At 72.1% G+C, this 15,696-nt stretch carries 13 protein-coding genes; 3 read left to right on the top strand and 10 right to left on the bottom strand.

What is annotated here, in order from left to right; genetic code table 11:
- Position 1: 1 nt before the first annotated feature.
- The 8 genes from AC0HI0_RS40855 to AC0HI0_RS40820 all read right to left on the bottom strand — a co-directional run bounded on the left by AC0HI0_RS40855 (position 2) and on the right by AC0HI0_RS40820 (position 10,595).
- A complete protein-coding gene (locus AC0HI0_RS40855; RefSeq protein WP_480928809.1) occupies positions 2-2,110 on the bottom strand; it encodes a hydantoinase/oxoprolinase family protein in 2,109 nt (702 codons plus the stop codon).
- Positions 2,100-3,350, bottom strand: a complete 1,251-nt coding sequence (locus AC0HI0_RS40850; protein WP_480928808.1) for an aminotransferase class V-fold PLP-dependent enzyme — start codon at positions 3,348-3,350, stop codon at positions 2,100-2,102. The genes AC0HI0_RS40855 and AC0HI0_RS40850 overlap by 11 nt, the downstream gene beginning before the upstream one ends.
- 36 nt (positions 3,351-3,386) lie before the next feature.
- On the bottom strand, positions 3,387-4,139 hold the full coding sequence (locus tag AC0HI0_RS40845) for an SDR family NAD(P)-dependent oxidoreductase (protein ID WP_480928807.1): 753 nt from the start codon (positions 4,137-4,139) through the stop codon (positions 3,387-3,389).
- A 34-nt stretch (positions 4,140-4,173) separates the two neighbouring features.
- Positions 4,174-5,511, bottom strand: a complete 1,338-nt coding sequence (locus tag AC0HI0_RS40840) for an MFS transporter (RefSeq protein WP_480928806.1) — start codon at positions 5,509-5,511, stop codon at positions 4,174-4,176.
- Positions 5,512-5,601: 90 nt separating this feature from the next.
- Entirely contained in the window at positions 5,602-6,831 is a 1,230-nt protein-coding gene (locus tag AC0HI0_RS40835; RefSeq protein ID WP_480928805.1) for an alpha/beta hydrolase family protein, read from the bottom strand.
- Between the two features lie 20 nt (positions 6,832-6,851).
- The gene (locus AC0HI0_RS40830) at positions 6,852-8,339 is read right to left on the bottom strand and encodes an amidase (RefSeq protein ID WP_480928804.1); all 1,488 of its coding nucleotides are present in this window, start codon (positions 8,337-8,339) and stop codon (positions 6,852-6,854) included.
- Between the two features lie 208 nt (positions 8,340-8,547).
- On the bottom strand, positions 8,548-9,936 hold the full coding sequence (locus AC0HI0_RS40825) for an aspartate aminotransferase family protein (RefSeq protein WP_480928803.1): 1,389 nt from the start codon (positions 9,934-9,936) through the stop codon (positions 8,548-8,550).
- Between the two features lie 146 nt (positions 9,937-10,082).
- Positions 10,083-10,595, bottom strand: a complete 513-nt coding sequence (locus AC0HI0_RS40820; protein ID WP_480928802.1) for an Lrp/AsnC family transcriptional regulator — start codon at positions 10,593-10,595, stop codon at positions 10,083-10,085.
- Positions 10,596-10,734: 139 nt separating this feature from the next.
- Between AC0HI0_RS40820 and AC0HI0_RS40815 the strand changes: the two genes are divergently transcribed.
- Positions 10,735-12,162, top strand: coding sequence for a gamma-aminobutyraldehyde dehydrogenase (locus tag AC0HI0_RS40815; RefSeq protein WP_480928801.1), 1,428 nt, complete (start codon positions 10,735-10,737; stop codon positions 12,160-12,162).
- An 8-nt stretch (positions 12,163-12,170) separates the two neighbouring features.
- On the opposite strand, the gene AC0HI0_RS40810 is transcribed toward AC0HI0_RS40815, so the two are convergent.
- Positions 12,171-12,905 carry a polyprenol monophosphomannose synthase gene (locus tag AC0HI0_RS40810; RefSeq protein ID WP_480928800.1) on the bottom strand — a complete coding sequence of 245 codons (735 nt, stop codon included), beginning with the start codon at positions 12,903-12,905 and terminating at the stop codon, positions 12,171-12,173.
- Positions 12,906-13,072: 167 nt separating this feature from the next.
- Between AC0HI0_RS40810 and lexA the strand changes: the two genes are divergently transcribed.
- Together lexA and AC0HI0_RS40800 are read left to right on the top strand one after the other, a co-directional pair.
- Positions 13,073-13,729, top strand: a complete 657-nt coding sequence (gene lexA / locus AC0HI0_RS40805) for a transcriptional repressor LexA (RefSeq protein WP_480928799.1) — start codon at positions 13,073-13,075, stop codon at positions 13,727-13,729.
- Positions 13,730-14,037: 308 nt separating this feature from the next.
- Positions 14,038-14,905, top strand: a protein-coding gene (locus AC0HI0_RS40800; protein WP_480925572.1) for an IS5 family transposase whose coding sequence is annotated in 2 segments (ribosomal slippage) — positions 14,038-14,420 and positions 14,419-14,905 — 870 coding nt in all. Because the reading frame shifts where the segments join, the coding sequence is not laid out codon by codon here.
- Positions 14,906-14,923: 18 nt separating this feature from the next.
- On the opposite strand, the gene AC0HI0_RS40795 is transcribed toward AC0HI0_RS40800, so the two are convergent.
- Positions 14,924-15,643, bottom strand: coding sequence for a hypothetical protein (locus AC0HI0_RS40795; protein WP_480928798.1), 720 nt, complete (start codon positions 15,641-15,643; stop codon positions 14,924-14,926).
- Between the last annotated feature and the right edge of the window lie 53 nt (positions 15,644-15,696).

The following is a 15,696-nucleotide window of genomic DNA, read 5'->3' as shown; positions in this document are numbered from 1 at the left end:
GTCAGGCCACCTCCGTGTCGGCCCGGCGGGCGTCCCGCGCGGGGTGGACGATCAGCGAGCCGGACCCGCCCAGCTCGCACGTGCTCGCGTCCGCGATCACGACCGTGGTGAACGGCGACTCGACCAGCAGCGGGCCGGACAGCAGCTCACCGGGCACGATCGAGGCCAGCGACCGGACCGGGACGTCGGTCGTCCCGAGCCCCCGCACGTACGCGCGGCGGGTGCTCGGCGCGGTCGCCGGGCCGGGCAGCGCGGTCAGCACGCCGCCCGCGCCGCGCAGCGGCACCCGGACCCGCGCGCCCCAGCTCACGACCTCCACCGGCGACCGCTCGTCGGTGATGCCGAGGATCTGCCGGTGCGTGGCGTGGAAGTCGGCCGCGAAGTCGGCCACGTCGGACTCGTCGGCGAACGCGGCCACCCGCAGCGGCACCTCCAGCTCCCAGATCTGCTGCGGGTAGCGGGCTTCGGCGAACAACGTCACGATCGCGTCGTCCTCGGCCGCCCCGACGTGCGCGGCGAACTCCCGGCACCGCTCGCGCAGGCCGGCCAGCGCCGCGTTCACCCGCTCCGGCTCGAAGTTGCTCGTCACGGCCGGAACGGTGGTGTGGTGCACGGCGGTCAGGTCGGACATCAGCGCCCCGGCGGCGGCCAGCGCCGCGCCCACCGCCGGGATGACCAGCTTCCGGCTGCCCAGCCGGGAGGCGACCGCGACGGCGTTGAGCCCGGCCGCACCGCCCCCGCCGACCAGCACCGCGTGCGCCGGGTCGATGCCCTGTTGCAGGGTGATCTCCTGGATGGCGTGCGCCATCTGCTCGGTGGTCAGCCGCAGCACCGCGTCGGCCGCCGCGATCGGGTCCAGCCCGAGCGGTCGCGCGACCTTCTCGGTCACCGCGTCGAGCGCGGCCCGCACGTCCAGCGTCATGGACCCGCTGGAGAAGTTCGCCGGGTCGAGGTAGCCCAGCACCAGCGCCGCGTCGGTGACCGTCGCGTCCGCGCCGCCGTTGCCGTAGCAGGCGGGCCCCGGCACCGATCCCGCGCTCTGCGGCCCGACCCGCAGCAACCCGCCCGGGTCGACCCACGCGATGCTGCCGCCGCCCGCGCCGACGCTCTTGACGTTGATCGACGGCAGCCCGGTCATGTGCCCGGTGCCCTCGTCGCCGACCCACGCCGTGCGGGTGGACGGGATCTCGCCGCGCCGGACCAGCGTGACGTCGTAGGTGGTGCCGCCCGCGTCGGCGACGATCACGGTCTGCGCGCCCAGGTCGGCCGTGGCGTAGGCGCGCCCGGCGACCGGGGCCATCGACGGCCCGGAGTTGATGGTCAGGATCGGCTTCTCGGCGGCGTCGCGCACGTCCACCACGCCGCCCGCGGAGGTGACCATCAGGATCCGCCCGGTCAACCCGGCCGCCCGCAGCCGGTCGGTGAGCCCGGCGACGTACTCGGTCATCAACGGCTTGAGCGACGCGTCGATCGCCGCCGACGACGCCCGCCGGTACTCCCGCAGCGACGGGTTGAGCACGTGCGACAGCGTCACCGGCACGTCCGGCAGCCGGCGCCGCAGCACCCGCGCGACGCCCAGTTCGTGCTCCGGGTTGACGGTGGACCACAGCAGGCACACCGCGACCGCCTCCACCTCGGCGGCGGCCAGCCGGTCGCATGTGCGCTCCAGCGCCTCGAAGTCCAAGGGCCGCAACACCTCCCCGGTCGACGTGATCCGCTCGCGCACCTCGAAGGTGAGCGAGCGCGGCACGTACGGCTCCGGGAACGGCACGGTGAAGTCGAACGGCCGCTGCCGCCCGCCTTCCCGCAGCAGCAGCACGTCCGGGTGGCCCTCGGTGGTGAGCAACGCGGTGCGCGCGGTGTTGCCGGTGAGCACGGCGTTGAGGCCGCGCGTGGTGGCGTGCACGAACGACCCGGTCCGGCCGAGGAAACCGGCCAGGTCCACGCCGTCCGCGTCGGCGGCCATCGCCAGGGCGTTCATGATGCCCAGCACGGGATCGCCGGGCACGGTCGGCGACTTGAACAGCCGCAGCGCCGCGCCCTCCTGCACGACCAGGTCGGTGAAGGTGCCGCCGATGTCGACGGACACCCGGATCGGCTCAGAACCCATAGCTGGACACCTTTTCCCGCGTTGCGGCCAGGTCGTCGCCGAGCGGCAGCGCGAGCCCGACGGTGTCGCGCAGGTCCGCCAGGAACGGCGCGGTCCGCCCTTCGTTGTGCGGCATGGGCACCACGACGACGGACACCGGCGCGGGCACCGCCCGTGCCGCGAACATCCAGCCCCGGGCGCGCAGTTCGTCGGCGACCGGCCGCAGGTCGAGCGTCTCGGAGTGGATCAGCGCCATGTTGATCCGCGACCCGGGGTGGACGCTCAGGCCGTCGATCTCCCGGACGCCGGCGACCAGTTCGTCCCGCAGCGCCATGGACTTGAGCGACACGGCCGTGTAGCCGGCTTCGCCGAGCAGCGTCACCATCGCCCACGCGCCCGCGATCGGCCCCGCGCCGCGGGTGCCCGACATCGTGCCGTTGGGCGGGCAGATCTCCTTGGCGGCGGCCAGCAGCTCCGGGTCGCGGAAGATCAGCGTGCCGGCGGGTGGCGGGGCCATGCCGTTCTTGTGCAGGTCCGCGCTGATCGAGCAGACGCCCGGCACCCGGAAGTCCCACGGCGGGATGGTCGGGTCGTACCCGCTGCGCTCCAGGAACGGCAGGATGTACCCGCCGAACGCGCCGTCCACGTGCAGGTAGAGCCCGTGCCGCTGGGCGATGCCGCCGATCTCGGCGATCGGGTCGACGCTGCCGTAGGCCCACGTGCCGGCGGTCGCGATGATCGCGATGGTGTCCGGCCGGATGGCGGCCTCGATCGCGGCGGGGTCCACCAGGTGCAGCGCGCCCTCCGGCGCGGGCACGACGATCGGGTCCAGGTCGAACATCCGGCACAGCTTGTGCAGCGAGTAGTGCCCGTTGTCGGGGAACACCACGCTGCCGCCCTTGCGGCCGGCCAGCCGCTTCGCGGTGAGGATGGCGCACATGTTCGACTCGGACCCGCCGGAGGAGACGAACCCGGCGGGCTCCGCCGCGCCGAACAGCCCGCCCATCCAGCCGACGATCCCGGCTTCCATCTCCCGCGCGCCGCCGCCGGTGATCCACGTCTCCCCGTGGATGAACCGCCGGTACGCCTCGATCGAACGCTCGCGCACCTCGTCGCCCCAGGGCAGCTCCGGCGTGGTCACCAGGTGCGGTCCCTCGTCGAACAGGTTGCGGGGCATCTCGGGGAAGCGGGAGACCAGCTCCAGCCGGTCCAGTTCGCGGTGGAAGGCGTCGAGTCCGACACCGCTGGGGAATGTGCTCATCGGGTGTTTCCTCGTGCTCGGTGGGTGGGGGTGGCCCTACTGGGCGGTGAATCCGCCGTCGACGCGCAGGCTCGCGCCGTGCACGTACGCCGAGGCGTCCGAAGCCAGGTAGACGACCGCCGGGCTGATGTCGCCGACCACGCCGACCCGGCCCGCCGGGGTGGTCGCCTCGATCTCGCGCCGCACCTCGGGCGTGATCAGCCCGGCGTTGATCGGCGTGTGCACGTTGCCGGGCGCGACCGCGTTGACCCGCACGCCGGCCGGCGCGAGTTCCACGGCCAGGGCCTTGACCAGCAGTTCCACCGCGCCCTTGGAGGCGCAGTAGGCGGCGTCGTCCGGCGAGCCGACGTGCCCGGACATCGAGGACACGAAGATCACCGAGCTGCCCCGGCCCAGGTGCGGGTGCGCGGCCCGGGTCAGCCGGAACGGCCCGCGCACGTTGGTCTCCCACTGCCCGTCGAAGATCTCGTCGGTGGTGTCGGCCAGCGACGCCTGCGCGTAGATCCCGGCCGAGTGCACCAGGACGTCGATCCGGCCGAACCGGCGCAGCGCGGCGGACACGACGGCCTCCGCCGCCCCGTCGTCGCGCAGGTCCGCGGCGACCTCGTGGTGCTCGGCGCCGGCTGCGGCGACCGCCCGCGCGGCCACCGCCAGCCGGTCGGTGGAGCGGCCGACCAGCACGACGCCGCTGCCCGCCGCGCCCAGCGCCCGCGCGATCTCCGCCCCGATGCCCGAACTGGCCCCGGTGACGACGGAGACCTTCCCGGTCAGGTCGAACGGGTTCGGCATGGCGTTCCCTCCTGTGGCATGGCTCCTCCGGTGGTCACGGCGACTTGCCCGCCGCCGCGTCGATGTCGTGGATCAGGTGCCGGCCGCCGCGCAGGAACAGGTAGCCGGCGACGAACGCCGAGAGGGCGACGGCGATGGTGAGCGCGAGCCGCGGCCCGTAGGTGTCGGAGATCACGCCCGCGAAGATGGAGCCGAAGAACCCGCCCATCAGGAACGTGAACACCGGCAGCAGCGCGAAAGCCTGCGCCCGCAGGACGAACGGGGTGACCGAGGCGACCAGCGGGCTCACCGCCACCAGCGCGACCCCCACGCACACCGAGGCCAGCACGTAGCAGGCCAGCAGCAGCGCGATCGGCTGGAACCACACCCCGACCACGATCAGCGCGCCGAACGCGAGGATCGCCGCGCCCGCGATGTGCACGGTCCGCTCCGGCCGCCGCCGGTAGGTCCGGTCGAACTGGTGCCCGCCGTAGATCATCGCGGCGACCACCGGGAGCTGGGTGAGCGAGAAGATCAGGCCCCGGGTGAAGGCGTCGAACCCGTACTCGTCGCCGAGCAGGATCGACATCTGCACCGGCACGGTGAACAGCGCCAGGCCCAGCACGCCGATCCCCAGGCACATGAACAGGAACGTGCGCACCTTCATCATCCGGCGGAACGCCGTCCACGTCCCCACCGGCGGCTCGACCACCGCACCGTCCTGTTCGGACAGCCCGAGCCGGTCGGCCTGGCCGCGCGCGGGCTCCTTGAGGAACAGCCCCGCCGCCACGGCCAGCAGCCCGTACGGCGCGGCGAGCGCGAGGTAGGCCCACCGCCACGCCTGGTCGCCCTCGCCCGCCACCCCGGCGATCGCCCCCGCCAGCACCGGCCCGATGGCCTGGCCGAGCGGGGTCGCCATGGCCTGCAACGAGAAGATCCGGCCGCGCCCGCCCACCGGGTAGGCGTCGGAGATCAGCGACCCGAACACCGGGTTGGAGTAGGCCGCCGCCAACCCGGTGAACGTGTAGGCCACGAACAACTGCCAGGTGTTCTGCGCCAGGCCGGCCCCCACCAGCGACAGCGCCCCCACCGAGGCCGAGACCACCACCAGGTGCTTGCGCCGCACCCGGTCGGCCAGCCACGCCATCGGCAGGCCGCCCACGGTGAGCGCCACCCCGGCGAACCCGGCCAGCGCCACCAGCAGCGCGTCGGAGATGCCGAACGCGTCGCGGATGTCGGGTGCCAGCGTGTTGGTGGCCTCGCGGCTCAACTGCTCCATGACCACCAGCGGCACGGCGAGCAGGCAGATCGCCCACCCGCCCTGGCGCAGGGTGTCCCGCAGCCGCACGACCGGGGCGGGCCCGGCCGGGGCGACGTCCGTCGCGCCGCTCAAGGCGCGGCCTCGCACGGGCGGTTCAGGGCGCGCGTCATCGTTTCTCCTCGGGGGAAAAGGGGGAAGGGAGAACGGGGTGGGGTCCGGCGCTCAGAGCCGGCCGTCGAGCCAGTCCAGGGTGAACTCGGCGGCGGTGGCCTCGCCGCCCGCCTGGCAGTGCAGCTGCGCGGTGGTCGACTCGTCGAACACCAGGAAGGTCTTGGGGCAGGTCAGCGCGTCGTAGAGCTGTTCGGCCTGGCCCTCCGAGTACGCCTCCTCGGTGCCGTCCATGATCAGCGTGTCGGCCTCGATCTGCCCGGCCACGTCGGTCAGGTCGCACTTGTCGAACTCGGTGAACAGCTCGTAGGGCGTGCTCACGCCGTGCTTCCAGCTCGAATCGCGGACGAACCAGTCGATCAGCGCCGAGTGCTCGCCGGCCGCCGCGATCGCGCCGTTGAACGCCTCCGGCCCGGCCTCCCAGGCGGCGTTGAGCGAGTCGGGCAGGCTGGCCCGGATCGGCGGGCCCCACTGGAGGTAGCCGGGGTTGGCGACGAGCACCTTGAGCCGCTTCTCGAACGCGGCGGCGCGCGGCGCGAGGTGGCCGCCGAAGCTGGAGCCCATCAGGCCGATCCGGTCCGGGTCGACGCCGTCGAGGGTCACCACGACGTCCACGACCGGCGTGACCACGTTCTCCCAGTCGTGCCGGAAGGTCAGGCCGTTGACCCGCAGCGCCATGCCCTGGCCGGGGCACTGCACGGTCAGGCAGTGGTAGCCGCGCCGCATCGCGCCGTCGTAGACCCAGCGGGTGTCCTCGGGCCAGGCGTCGCGGCCCTGGAAGAAGATCAGCACCGGCGCGTCGCCGCGCGCGTGCGGGCTGCGGTACAGGTAGGACGGCAGGAAGCTGTCCTGGTAGGGGATCTTGACGTACTCGCCGGGGTAGTCGGCCAGGGCCAGGTAGCGGTCGTAGCAGTGGTAGCTCGTCAGCGCGTTGGACTCGATCCGGGGGTCGTCCGGGAAGCTGAAGTGGATCAGCCCGGCCCGCCAGTAGGTGGACGCGCGCAGGTAGGAGCTGGCCGCGCTGATCAGCCGGCCCTCCTTCTCGGCGAGTTCGGCGCGCTCCTGGAGGATCTCGGCGCGAGCGGTCCACGCGCGCAGCCAGCTCTCCTCGTCGTCGACGCCGATCGTGCGCAGCGCCTCCAGGCACTCGCCGATGTCGGACATGCCGTACAGCGCGAGGCCGAGGTGGTGCTTGAACTGGCTGTCCATCACGTCGCTGTCGATGAACCGGAACGACGTCCAGTGCGGTCCGGGGAACAGCGGGTTCACGCTGGGTGCGGTCATGCTTCTTCTCCTCGGGTCGGTCAGGTGGCCGAGTGGGGTGGGCGGCGGTGCGCCCACGGGCGGGCGGCTTCCAGTTGCGCGGCGAGCCGGTAGAGCAGGCCCTCGTCGCCGTACGGGCCGACGAAGTGCACGCCGACCGGGACGCCGTCGGCGTTCCAGTGCAGTGGCACGGACATCGCGGGTTGGCCGGTCACGTTGCACAGCACCGTGAACGGCAGGTAGGCGGCGGCGACGCGCTGCCCCCTGGTGGGGTCCTCGGCGGTGGCGTCGAACGAGCCCAGCGGCGGGGCGGGCGCGCCGGCGGTGGGCGTGAGCCACACGTCGTAGGGCTGCTGGAACGCGGCCAGGTCGTCGCACAGGGACTGGAGTTCGGCCAGCGCGTCCAGGTAGCCCGCCAGGCTGATCGCGCCCGCCCGGCCGCGTTCGATCATCGCCCAGGTCGCGGGCTCGAAGTCGGCGGCGGTCGCGGTCTTGCCGAGCAGCCGCTCGAAGCGGGCGACGTCCCAGGCCAGGCCGCCGGAGGAGACGGTGGCGAACGCCCGGCCGAGCGCGGCGGCGTCCAGCCGGGGCGTGGCGTACTCGACGTGGTGGCCCAGGCTCTCGCACAGCCGGGCGGCGTCCTCGACGGCGGCCACGCAGTCGGCGTGCAGCGGCGCGCCGGTCGGCGATTCGGCGCTGACCGCGATCCGCAGCCGGCCCGGGTCGCGCCGGGTCTCCTCCAGGTAGGGACGCGGCGGGCGGGGCGCGACGAACGGGTCGCCGGGCAGCGGACCGGCGGTGGCGTCGAGCAGGGCGGCGCAGTCCCGCACGCTCAGCGTCACGGCGTGCTCGCTGAGCACCGCGATCCGCATGGACACGCCGGCCCGGCGGCGCGCGGAGGAGATCCGCAGCCGGGTGGGCTTCATGCCGAACACGCCGCAGTTGGCGGCCGGGATGCGGATCGAGCCGCCGCTGTCGCTGGCGTTGGCCATCGGCACCATCCGCGCGGCCACGGCCGCCGCCGCGCCGCCGCTGGACCCGCCGGCCGACAGCGCCAGGTCCCACGGGTTGCGGGTCGGCCCGTGCAGCTCGGGTTCGGTGGTGGGCAGCAGGCCGAACTCGGAGAGGTTGGTCTTGCCGCACACCACCAGCCCGGCGGCCTTGTAGCGGCGGGTGAGTTCGCCGTCCTCGGCGGGCACGTAGCCGGCCAGGAACCGGCTCGCGGAGGTCATCGGCACGCCCGCGTAGCCGACGCCGCCGCCGTCCTTGAGCAGGAAGGGCACCCCGGTGAACGGCCCGTCCGGCAGCGGTCCGGCGGCGGTCGCGCGGGCCTGCTCGGCCATGGTCGTGACGACCGCGTTCACCGCCGGGTCGACCCGCCCGATGCGCGCGAGGGCGGCGTCGAGCAGTTCGGCCGGCGTGACCTGGCCGGTCCGGACGAGTTCCGCCTGGCCGAGTCCGTCGAGCCCGGCGAACTCGTCCCCGGCGGCCGAACCGACCCCGGAAACATCGTTAAGCCCTTTAACCATGTCTCAGATGGTAGCTGATTACGCCACTTGCGCAAGCATTTCTTCAGGGCCTTGAAAAGCCGTTCGACGGGCACGAAAAAACGGCAGCACGACCCGCCTGCCAGGGGTTATGACCTGGTCAGCGCGTTGAGGTCGTGCCGCCGAGATTCGTTGAAGGCCGTATTTCAGGAGCTGTGCGGATCAGTCCGGACACCCACCGCAGCCATTGTCAGAGGAGCGCCCAGGCCGCCGTCAGCGACTCGCGGAGAATCTGCTCCATTTCGTCGAATTCACGTTGACCGCAGATCAGCGGCGGCGCGAGCTGGATGACCGGCTCGCCGCGGTCGTCCGCCCGGCAGTACAGGCCGGCGTCGAACAGGGCTTTCGACAGGTACCCGCGCAGCACGCGGGTCGCCTCCTCGGCGGTGAAGCTCTCCTTCGTCCGCTTGTCCTTCACCAGTTCCACAGCGTAGAAGAACCCCGCGCCGCGCACGTCCCCCACGATAGGCAGGTCGGACAGCCTCTCCAGGGTGGTGCGGAACGCCCCCTCGTTCGCCAGGACGTGCCCGTAGAGGTCTTCGCGCTCCATCAGGTCGAGGTTCGCCAGCGCCACCGCGCACGACACCGGGTGCCCGCCGTAGGTCGAGCCGTGCATGAACGCGCCCGCAGCGGACGCGCCCCCGAAGAACGGCTCGGCCAGCCGGTCGCTCACCAGCACCGCGCCCAGCGGGGCGTACCCCGAGGTGAGCCCCTTGGCGGTGGTGATCATGTCCGGCCGGTAGCCGTACCGGTCGGCCCCGAAGGCGTGCCCGAGCCGGCCGAACGCGCAGATCACCTCGTCGGACACCAGCAGCACGTCGTGCCGGTCGCAGATCTCCCGCACCCGCCGGAAGTAGCCCGGCGGCGGCACGAAGCAGCCGCCGGTGTTCTGCACCGGTTCGAGGAACACCGCCGCGACGGTGTCCGCGCCCTCGAACTCGATCGCCTGCTCGATCCGGTCCGCCGCCCACGCGCCGTACGCGTCGAGGTCGTCGGCGTGCTCGGTCGCCCGGTAGAAGTTCGTGTTGGGCACCCGGACCGTGCTGGGCACCAGCGGTTCGAACGCCGCCTTCGCGCCGGGGATGCCGGTGATCGACAACGCGCCCTGCGACGTGCCGTGGTAGGCCATCGCCCGGCTGATCACCTTGTGCTTGGCGGGTTTGCCGGTCAGCTTGAAGTACTGCTTGGCCAGCTTCCACGCGGTCTCCACCGACTCGCCGCCGCTGACCGTGAAGAAGACCCGGTCGAGGTCGCCCGGCGCGGCCGCGGCCAGCCGCTGCGCGAGTTCGGCGGCGGTCGGGTGCGCGTAGCCCCACAGCGGGAAGTACCCGAGCTGCCGGGTCTGCCGCGCGGCGGCCTCGGCCAACTCCTCGCGGCCGTGGCCGACCTGGACCGCGAACAGGCCGGCGAGCCCGTCGAGGTAGCGCTTGCCGGTGGCGTCCCACAGGTACGCGCCCTCGCCCCGCACGATCATCGGCGCGGTCGCGTCGGTGCCGTGCGGCGTGAAGTGCAGCCAGAGGTGGTCGCGGGCGGCGCGGGTGAGGTCGGACGTGCCGAGCGGAAGGGAGGTCGCAGTCATGGGGTGTCCTCGCAACGGGCTGGTGAGCGCCGGGCCGACGTGCGGCCCGGCCTTTCCGTTATCTCACGCCCTTACGGCCGATCGCAAGCGAATCCGTTGCCGTACGCACGTCTTACAACGATTTCAGACGAGTTTGACGATCGGACCTACGGATTTCGTTGCGGATGTGCGCCCCACTGGTAGGACTGCTTGCGCAGCTTCAGGTAGACCATCACCTCGGTCGTGCGCACCCCCGGGAGCACCCGGATGCGGTTGGAGATCAGGTCCAGCAACGCCGCGTCGTCCACGCAGACGACCTCGCACAGCACGTCGTAGCGGCCGGCGCACAGCACCACGTAGTCGATCTCGTCCAGCTCGGCGAGCGCGTCGGCCACCGGCTCCAGCGGACCGTCGACGGTGATCGCCACCATGGCCTGCCGCAACAGCCCCACCTGCAACGGGTCCGACACCGCGACGATCTGGATCACGCCCGAGTCGGACAGCCGCTGCACCCGCTGGCGCACCGCCGCCTCGGACAGGCCGACCGCCTTGCCGATCGTCGCGTACGCCCGCCGGCCGTCCTGCTGCAACTGGGCGATGATCGCCCGGGAGAGGTCGTCGAGCACCGGCGGCGCCAGCCGGTCCCGGTGGTTCTCGTCGGTGTTCACCCGCCGGATCATCCCCGAGACCACCCCGGCGCGGCGACCGGATCCGGCGCGCCGGACGACGGATTCCGTCGCGCAGTGCGCATTGACACCACGGATTCGGTCGGCGTTTCATGGCCGACCACCGCCCCCGACGAGAGGACGCCCGGTCCTGATGAGCGCCAAGCAGACCTTCCGCAACTTCGTCGCCGGCGAACACCGCGACGCCGCGACGGGCGACACGATGGACGTGGTCGACCCGGCGACGGGCGAGGTCTACGCCACCACGCCCCGGTCCGGACCGTCCGATGTGGACCACGCGCTGGCCGCCGCCTCCGCCGCGTTCGCGACGTGGCGCGAGGCCACCCCCGCCGACCGCCAGCGCGCGCTGCTCGGCCTGGCCGACGCGCTGGAGTCGCGCACCGAGGAGTTCATCCGCCGCGAGGCCGCCGACACCGGCAAGCCGATCGCGATCACCCGGTCCGAGGAACTCCCGGCCGCCGTGGACCACCTGAGGTTCTTCGCCGGCGCGGCGCGCGTGCTGGAGGGCAAGGCGGCGGGCGAGTACCTGGCCGGGCACACCTCGTTCGTGCGGCGCGAGCCGATCGGCGTCTGCGCCCAGGTCACCCCGTGGAACTACCCGCTGATGATGGCGGTGTGGAAGATCGCGCCGGCCCTGGCCGCCGGCAACACCGTCGTGCTCAAACCCGCGGACACCACCCCGTCGAGCACCCTGCTGCTGGCCGAGGCGGCCGCCGACTTCCTGCCGCCGGGCGTGTTCAACGTGCTGTGCGGCGACCGCGACACCGGGCGCGCGCTGGTCGCCCACCCGCGCCCCGACCTGGTGTCGATCACCGGCTCGGTGCGCGCCGGGATCGAGGTCGCCACCACCGCGGCGGCCGACCTCAAGCGCGTGCACCTGGAACTGGGCGGCAAGGCCCCGGTGCTCGTCTTCCCCGACGCCGACCTGGACCGGGCCGCCGTCGCGATCGCCGAGGCGGGTTTCTTCAACGCGGGCCAGGACTGCACCGCCGCGACCCGCGTCCTGGTGCACGACGACGTCCACGACGAGTTCCTGGCGGCGCTGGCCGACCGCGCCCGCGCCACCCGGACGGGCGACCTCCCGGACGCCGACTACGGCCCGCTCAACAGCGCCGACCAACTCGACCGCGTCACCGGGTTCCTGGCCCGGCTGCCCGACCACGCCACGATCGTGTGCGGCGGCGACCGGGTGGGCGACCGGGGCTACTTCCACGCGCCCACCGTCGTCGGCGGCGTGCGCCCCGGTGACGAGATCGCCCGCGAGGAGGTGTTCGGCCCGGTGATCACCGTGCAGCGGTTCGCCGACGAGGACCAGGCCGTGACCCTGGCCAACGACACCCGCTACGGCCTGGCGTCCTCGGTGTGGACCCGCGACCACGGCCGCGCCATGCGGCTGACCCGGCGGCTGGACTTCGGCTGCGTGTGGGTCAACACGCACATCCCGCTGGTCGCCGAGATGCCGCACGGCGGCTTCAAGATGTCCGGCTACGGCAAGGACCTCTCGCTGTACGGCCTGGAGGACTACACCAGGGTCAAGCACGTGATGAGCGCGCTCGACTAGAGGACCCCCTACGGCTTGCGCCCGAACCGGAGCTTCCACGGCATCCGCGCCGACTCCACCTGCACCGCGAAGCTCATCTTCGACGTGCCCTCGGCGCGTTCCTCGAACCGGATCGGCACCTCCCGGATGCGCATCCCGCCCTGCGTCACCCGGTAGTTCATCTCCACCTGGAACGCGTAGCCGTTGCTCCGGATCGAACCGATGTCGATCTTGCGCAGGGTGGCGGCGTGCCACGCCTTGAACCCGGCCGTGGCGTCCTTGACCCCCAATCGGAGGATCGCGTTGACGTAGACGTTCGCCCACGCCGACAACGCCTTGCGGTGCCACTCCCACTCACCGGCCACCGAACCGCCCTCGACGTACCGGGAGCCGATCACGACCGCGGCGTCGGTCTCGGTGAGCGTCCGCACCATGGTCGGGATGACGCTCGTCGGGTGCGAAAGGTCGGCGTCCATCTGCACCACGATGTCCGCGCCCTCGTCCAACGCCTTCAGCATTCCGGCGACATAGGCGCGCCCGAGCCCGTTCTTCTCGGTGCGGTGCAGAACCGACAACGGCACCGGCCCGTTCGCGGCGAGTTCGTCGGCGACCTGGCCGGTGCCGTCCGGCGAGTTGTCGTCGACCACGAGAACGTGCAGGTCCGGCAGGTCCAGGCCGGCCAGCAGGTCGACCAGGACCGGCAGGTTCTCCCGTTCGTCGTAGGTCGGCACGACCACCGTCACCTTGGGCGAACTCGATTCCATCCAGCACTCCTGAGAGTTTCCGCGCAGCGTCGAACGTGTCCGGCCGGACCCGCCCCACCTTATTCACCGGACGCGGGGCCACCACTCGAACCCGCGAATCGGACACACAATCCGCACATCCAGTACCCGGAACGGGCAGCATTCACGCGCTCTCTACCATTCCCGAGGTGACCGCCTACGACGACGTGTTCGACGACCTCGACGCCTCGGCCCTGCCGACGCGCCAGCAGCAGATCCTGGTGACGATCCGGGACTGGGTGGTCCGGCACGGGTACTCCCCGAGCACCCGGCAGATCGGCGAGGCGGTCGGCCTGCGCTCGGCGTCGGCGGTGTCCAGGCACCTGGCCGCACTGGAGGACAAGGGCTTCCTGCGGCGCGGCGACACGGTGTCCCGCCCGATCGACGTCCGCGCGTTCCTGCACGACACCGGCCCGCGCCGGCCGTCCCGCGACTCGGTGTCCGTCCCCGTGGTCGGCCACATCGCCGCGGGCGCGCCCATCGCCGCCGAGGAGCACGTGGACGACACGATCACCCTGTCCCGCGACCTCACCGGCCGAGGCACCGTCTTCGGCCTGCGGGTGCGCGGCGACTCGATGATCGACGCGGCGATCTGCGACGGCGACATCGTCGTGGTGCGGCAGCAGAGCGAGGCCCACTCCGGCCAGATCGTCGCCGCGATGATCGACGAGGAAGCCACCGTGAAGGTCTACCAACGCCGCAACGGCCACGTCGTGCTGGAGCCCCGCAACGACGCCTACGCGCCCATCCCCGGCGACAACGCCGTCATCCTCGGCACGGTCGTCTCGGTCCTGCGCAGCGTCTAGCCGTCGTTCCGCGCGGAGCCGGAACTGCTTGAGCCAGTTGACGAAGCGCCACCGCGACGCTCCCGTCCACCTATGCGGTGCCCGGTAAGCCCGCGATCAAGTTGCCTGGTGGTTGTGGGTCATGGTGAGTTGACCGATCGGGCGTGGACGGCGATCGACCCGGTGCCCGGAAAATGGCGGATGCGGACCCGCCGTCGAGACGGGTCCGCATCGCCGCCATCATCCTCCGGCTCCGATGACGAACTACCGGACACTGCCTAGGCAGTGTCCTGTAAGCGGTTGATCAGGGCCTCTGGTAGTTCTGGTGCATGGTCGGTCGTGGTGAGTTGACGGATCGGGCGTGGTCGGTGATCGAGCCGTTGCTGCCGCCGGTGGCCAGTGGTGGCCGGCGTTGGCGTGACCACCGGCAGGTGGTCAACGCGATCCTGTGGAAGCTGCGGACCGGTGCTCCGTGGCGTGACCTGCCCGAACGGTACGGGCCGTGGAAGACCGCCCACGAACGTCTTCGGCTGTGGACGACGGACGGCACCTGGCAGCGCATCCTCGACCGGGCCGTGGTGAAGGACGACTCGGTCGGTGACCTGGAGTGGGTGGTCAGTGTCGACTCCAGCGTGGTCCGGGCACACCAGCACGCCGCCGGTGCCCGGAAAAAGGGGGTGCGGACCCGGAGCCGAGGCCCTCTCGGTCGCGGGCGAGGCGCTCGGACGGTCCCGGGGCGGCCTGAGCACCAAGATCCACCTCGTCGTGGACGGGCGCGGTCTGCCGATGCGGGTCCTGGTCACGCCCGGCCAGGCCGGGGACAACCCGCAGTTGCTGCCGTTGCTCGACGGCATCCGCGTCGCCCGCGTCGGGCCGGGGCGCCCCCGCACCCGACCGGACGCAGTCATCGCCGACAAGGCGTACTCGCACGACTCCACCAGGAAGTCCTTGCGCGAGAGGGGCCTGCGGTTCGTCTGTCCCGAACGGGTCGACCAGGTCGCCCGCCGCGCGGCCAAGGGCTCGCACGGCGGGCGGCCACCGGCGTTCGACACCGAGTTGTACAAGCGGCGCAATGTGGTCGAGCGATGCTTCAGCCGGCTCAAGCAGTTCAGGGGCCTGGCGACCCGCTACGCCAAACGAGCCGCCTACTACCAGGCCGAACTCACCATCGCCGCCATCGTCTTATGGCTCAGATGACCCCTTACAGGACACTGCCTAGTCGATGTGCAGGATGAACCCGTGGCCGGGCTCCGCCGGACAGCCGAAGACGTTCAACGCCCCGTCCCGCCCGAACCGCCACCCCACCGGGCGCTCGTCGTCCCACTCGCACGAACAGGCGTCGTCCTTGCGCTCCGCCGAGTACAACGCCAAGAACAACCTCAACCCGGCACCGCACTCCGGGCACAGCCGCTCCCAAGGCGAACTCTGCCACCAGTAGGCCCACCCGCCGAGCTTCGACACCTGGCCCACCCCGGGCCACGCGTCGAACTCCTCCTCCGTGAGTTCGGCCTCGACGTCCTCGGGCAGCTCCTGCGATTCCGGGAACTCCACGGTCCGGCACGGATCCAGAACACACGGCCAAGCCTCGTAGTCCTCGAACACGACCACGGGCTCAGGCGCCTCCGCAACCTCACCGACCGCCCGCGAATCACGCCAGACCACGTGCACCGCAGGCCCCCAATACCGTTGCCCGTCATGCGGGTTGGGGCACATCAACACCTGGAGCACGTCGGTCCCGTCCGGAAAGGGCAACTCCGGGAAGTCCTCCCGGAAGAACTGCCCCACGCCGACCAGCGCCACCGGCCGACCGAGGTCGTGATCGGCGGTCCACACCTCCCCCGGCCGGTTCATCGACACCGGCACCGTCCCGTCGCAGTGCGGCCAAGCCTCCTCGACCGGCCACAGCAACGGCCCGGCGAGGTGGCTGTCCCGCACCCCGGGCTCCCCATCACCCGGGTGCAGCCGAATCGCGATCCGAGCCAGCTCCG

This window comes from Saccharothrix sp. NBAS 001, assembly GCF_056640475.1.
The sequence above is the reverse complement of the archived record's forward strand: the minus strand, read 5'-3'. Positions and strand labels throughout refer to the sequence as shown.

Bases quoted from the DNA above. Each gene is read 5' to 3' on its own strand.
- AC0HI0_RS40850 (WP_480928808.1), bottom strand. From the start codon at position 3,350: ATGAGCACATTCCCCAGCGGTGTCGGACTCGACGCCTTCCACCGCGAA.
- AC0HI0_RS40830 (WP_480928804.1), bottom strand. From the start codon at position 8,339: ATGGTTAAAGGGCTTAACGATGTTTCCGGGGTCGGTTCGGCCGCCGGG.
- AC0HI0_RS40820 (WP_480928802.1), bottom strand. From the start codon at position 10,595: ATGATCCGGCGGGTGAACACCGACGAGAACCACCGGGACCGGCTGGCG.
- AC0HI0_RS40825 (WP_480928803.1), bottom strand. From the start codon at position 9,936: ATGACTGCGACCTCCCTTCCGCTCGGCACGTCCGACCTCACCCGCGCC.
- AC0HI0_RS40815 (WP_480928801.1), top strand. From the start codon at position 10,735: ATGAGCGCCAAGCAGACCTTCCGCAACTTCGTCGCCGGCGAACACCGC.
- AC0HI0_RS40855 (WP_480928809.1), bottom strand. From the start codon at position 2,110: ATGGGTTCTGAGCCGATCCGGGTGTCCGTCGACATCGGCGGCACCTTC.
- AC0HI0_RS40845 (WP_480928807.1), bottom strand. From the start codon at position 4,139: ATGCCGAACCCGTTCGACCTGACCGGGAAGGTCTCCGTCGTCACCGGG.
- AC0HI0_RS40810 (WP_480928800.1), bottom strand. From the start codon at position 12,905: ATGGAATCGAGTTCGCCCAAGGTGACGGTGGTCGTGCCGACCTACGAC.
- AC0HI0_RS40835 (WP_480928805.1), bottom strand. From the start codon at position 6,831: ATGACCGCACCCAGCGTGAACCCGCTGTTCCCCGGACCGCACTGGACG.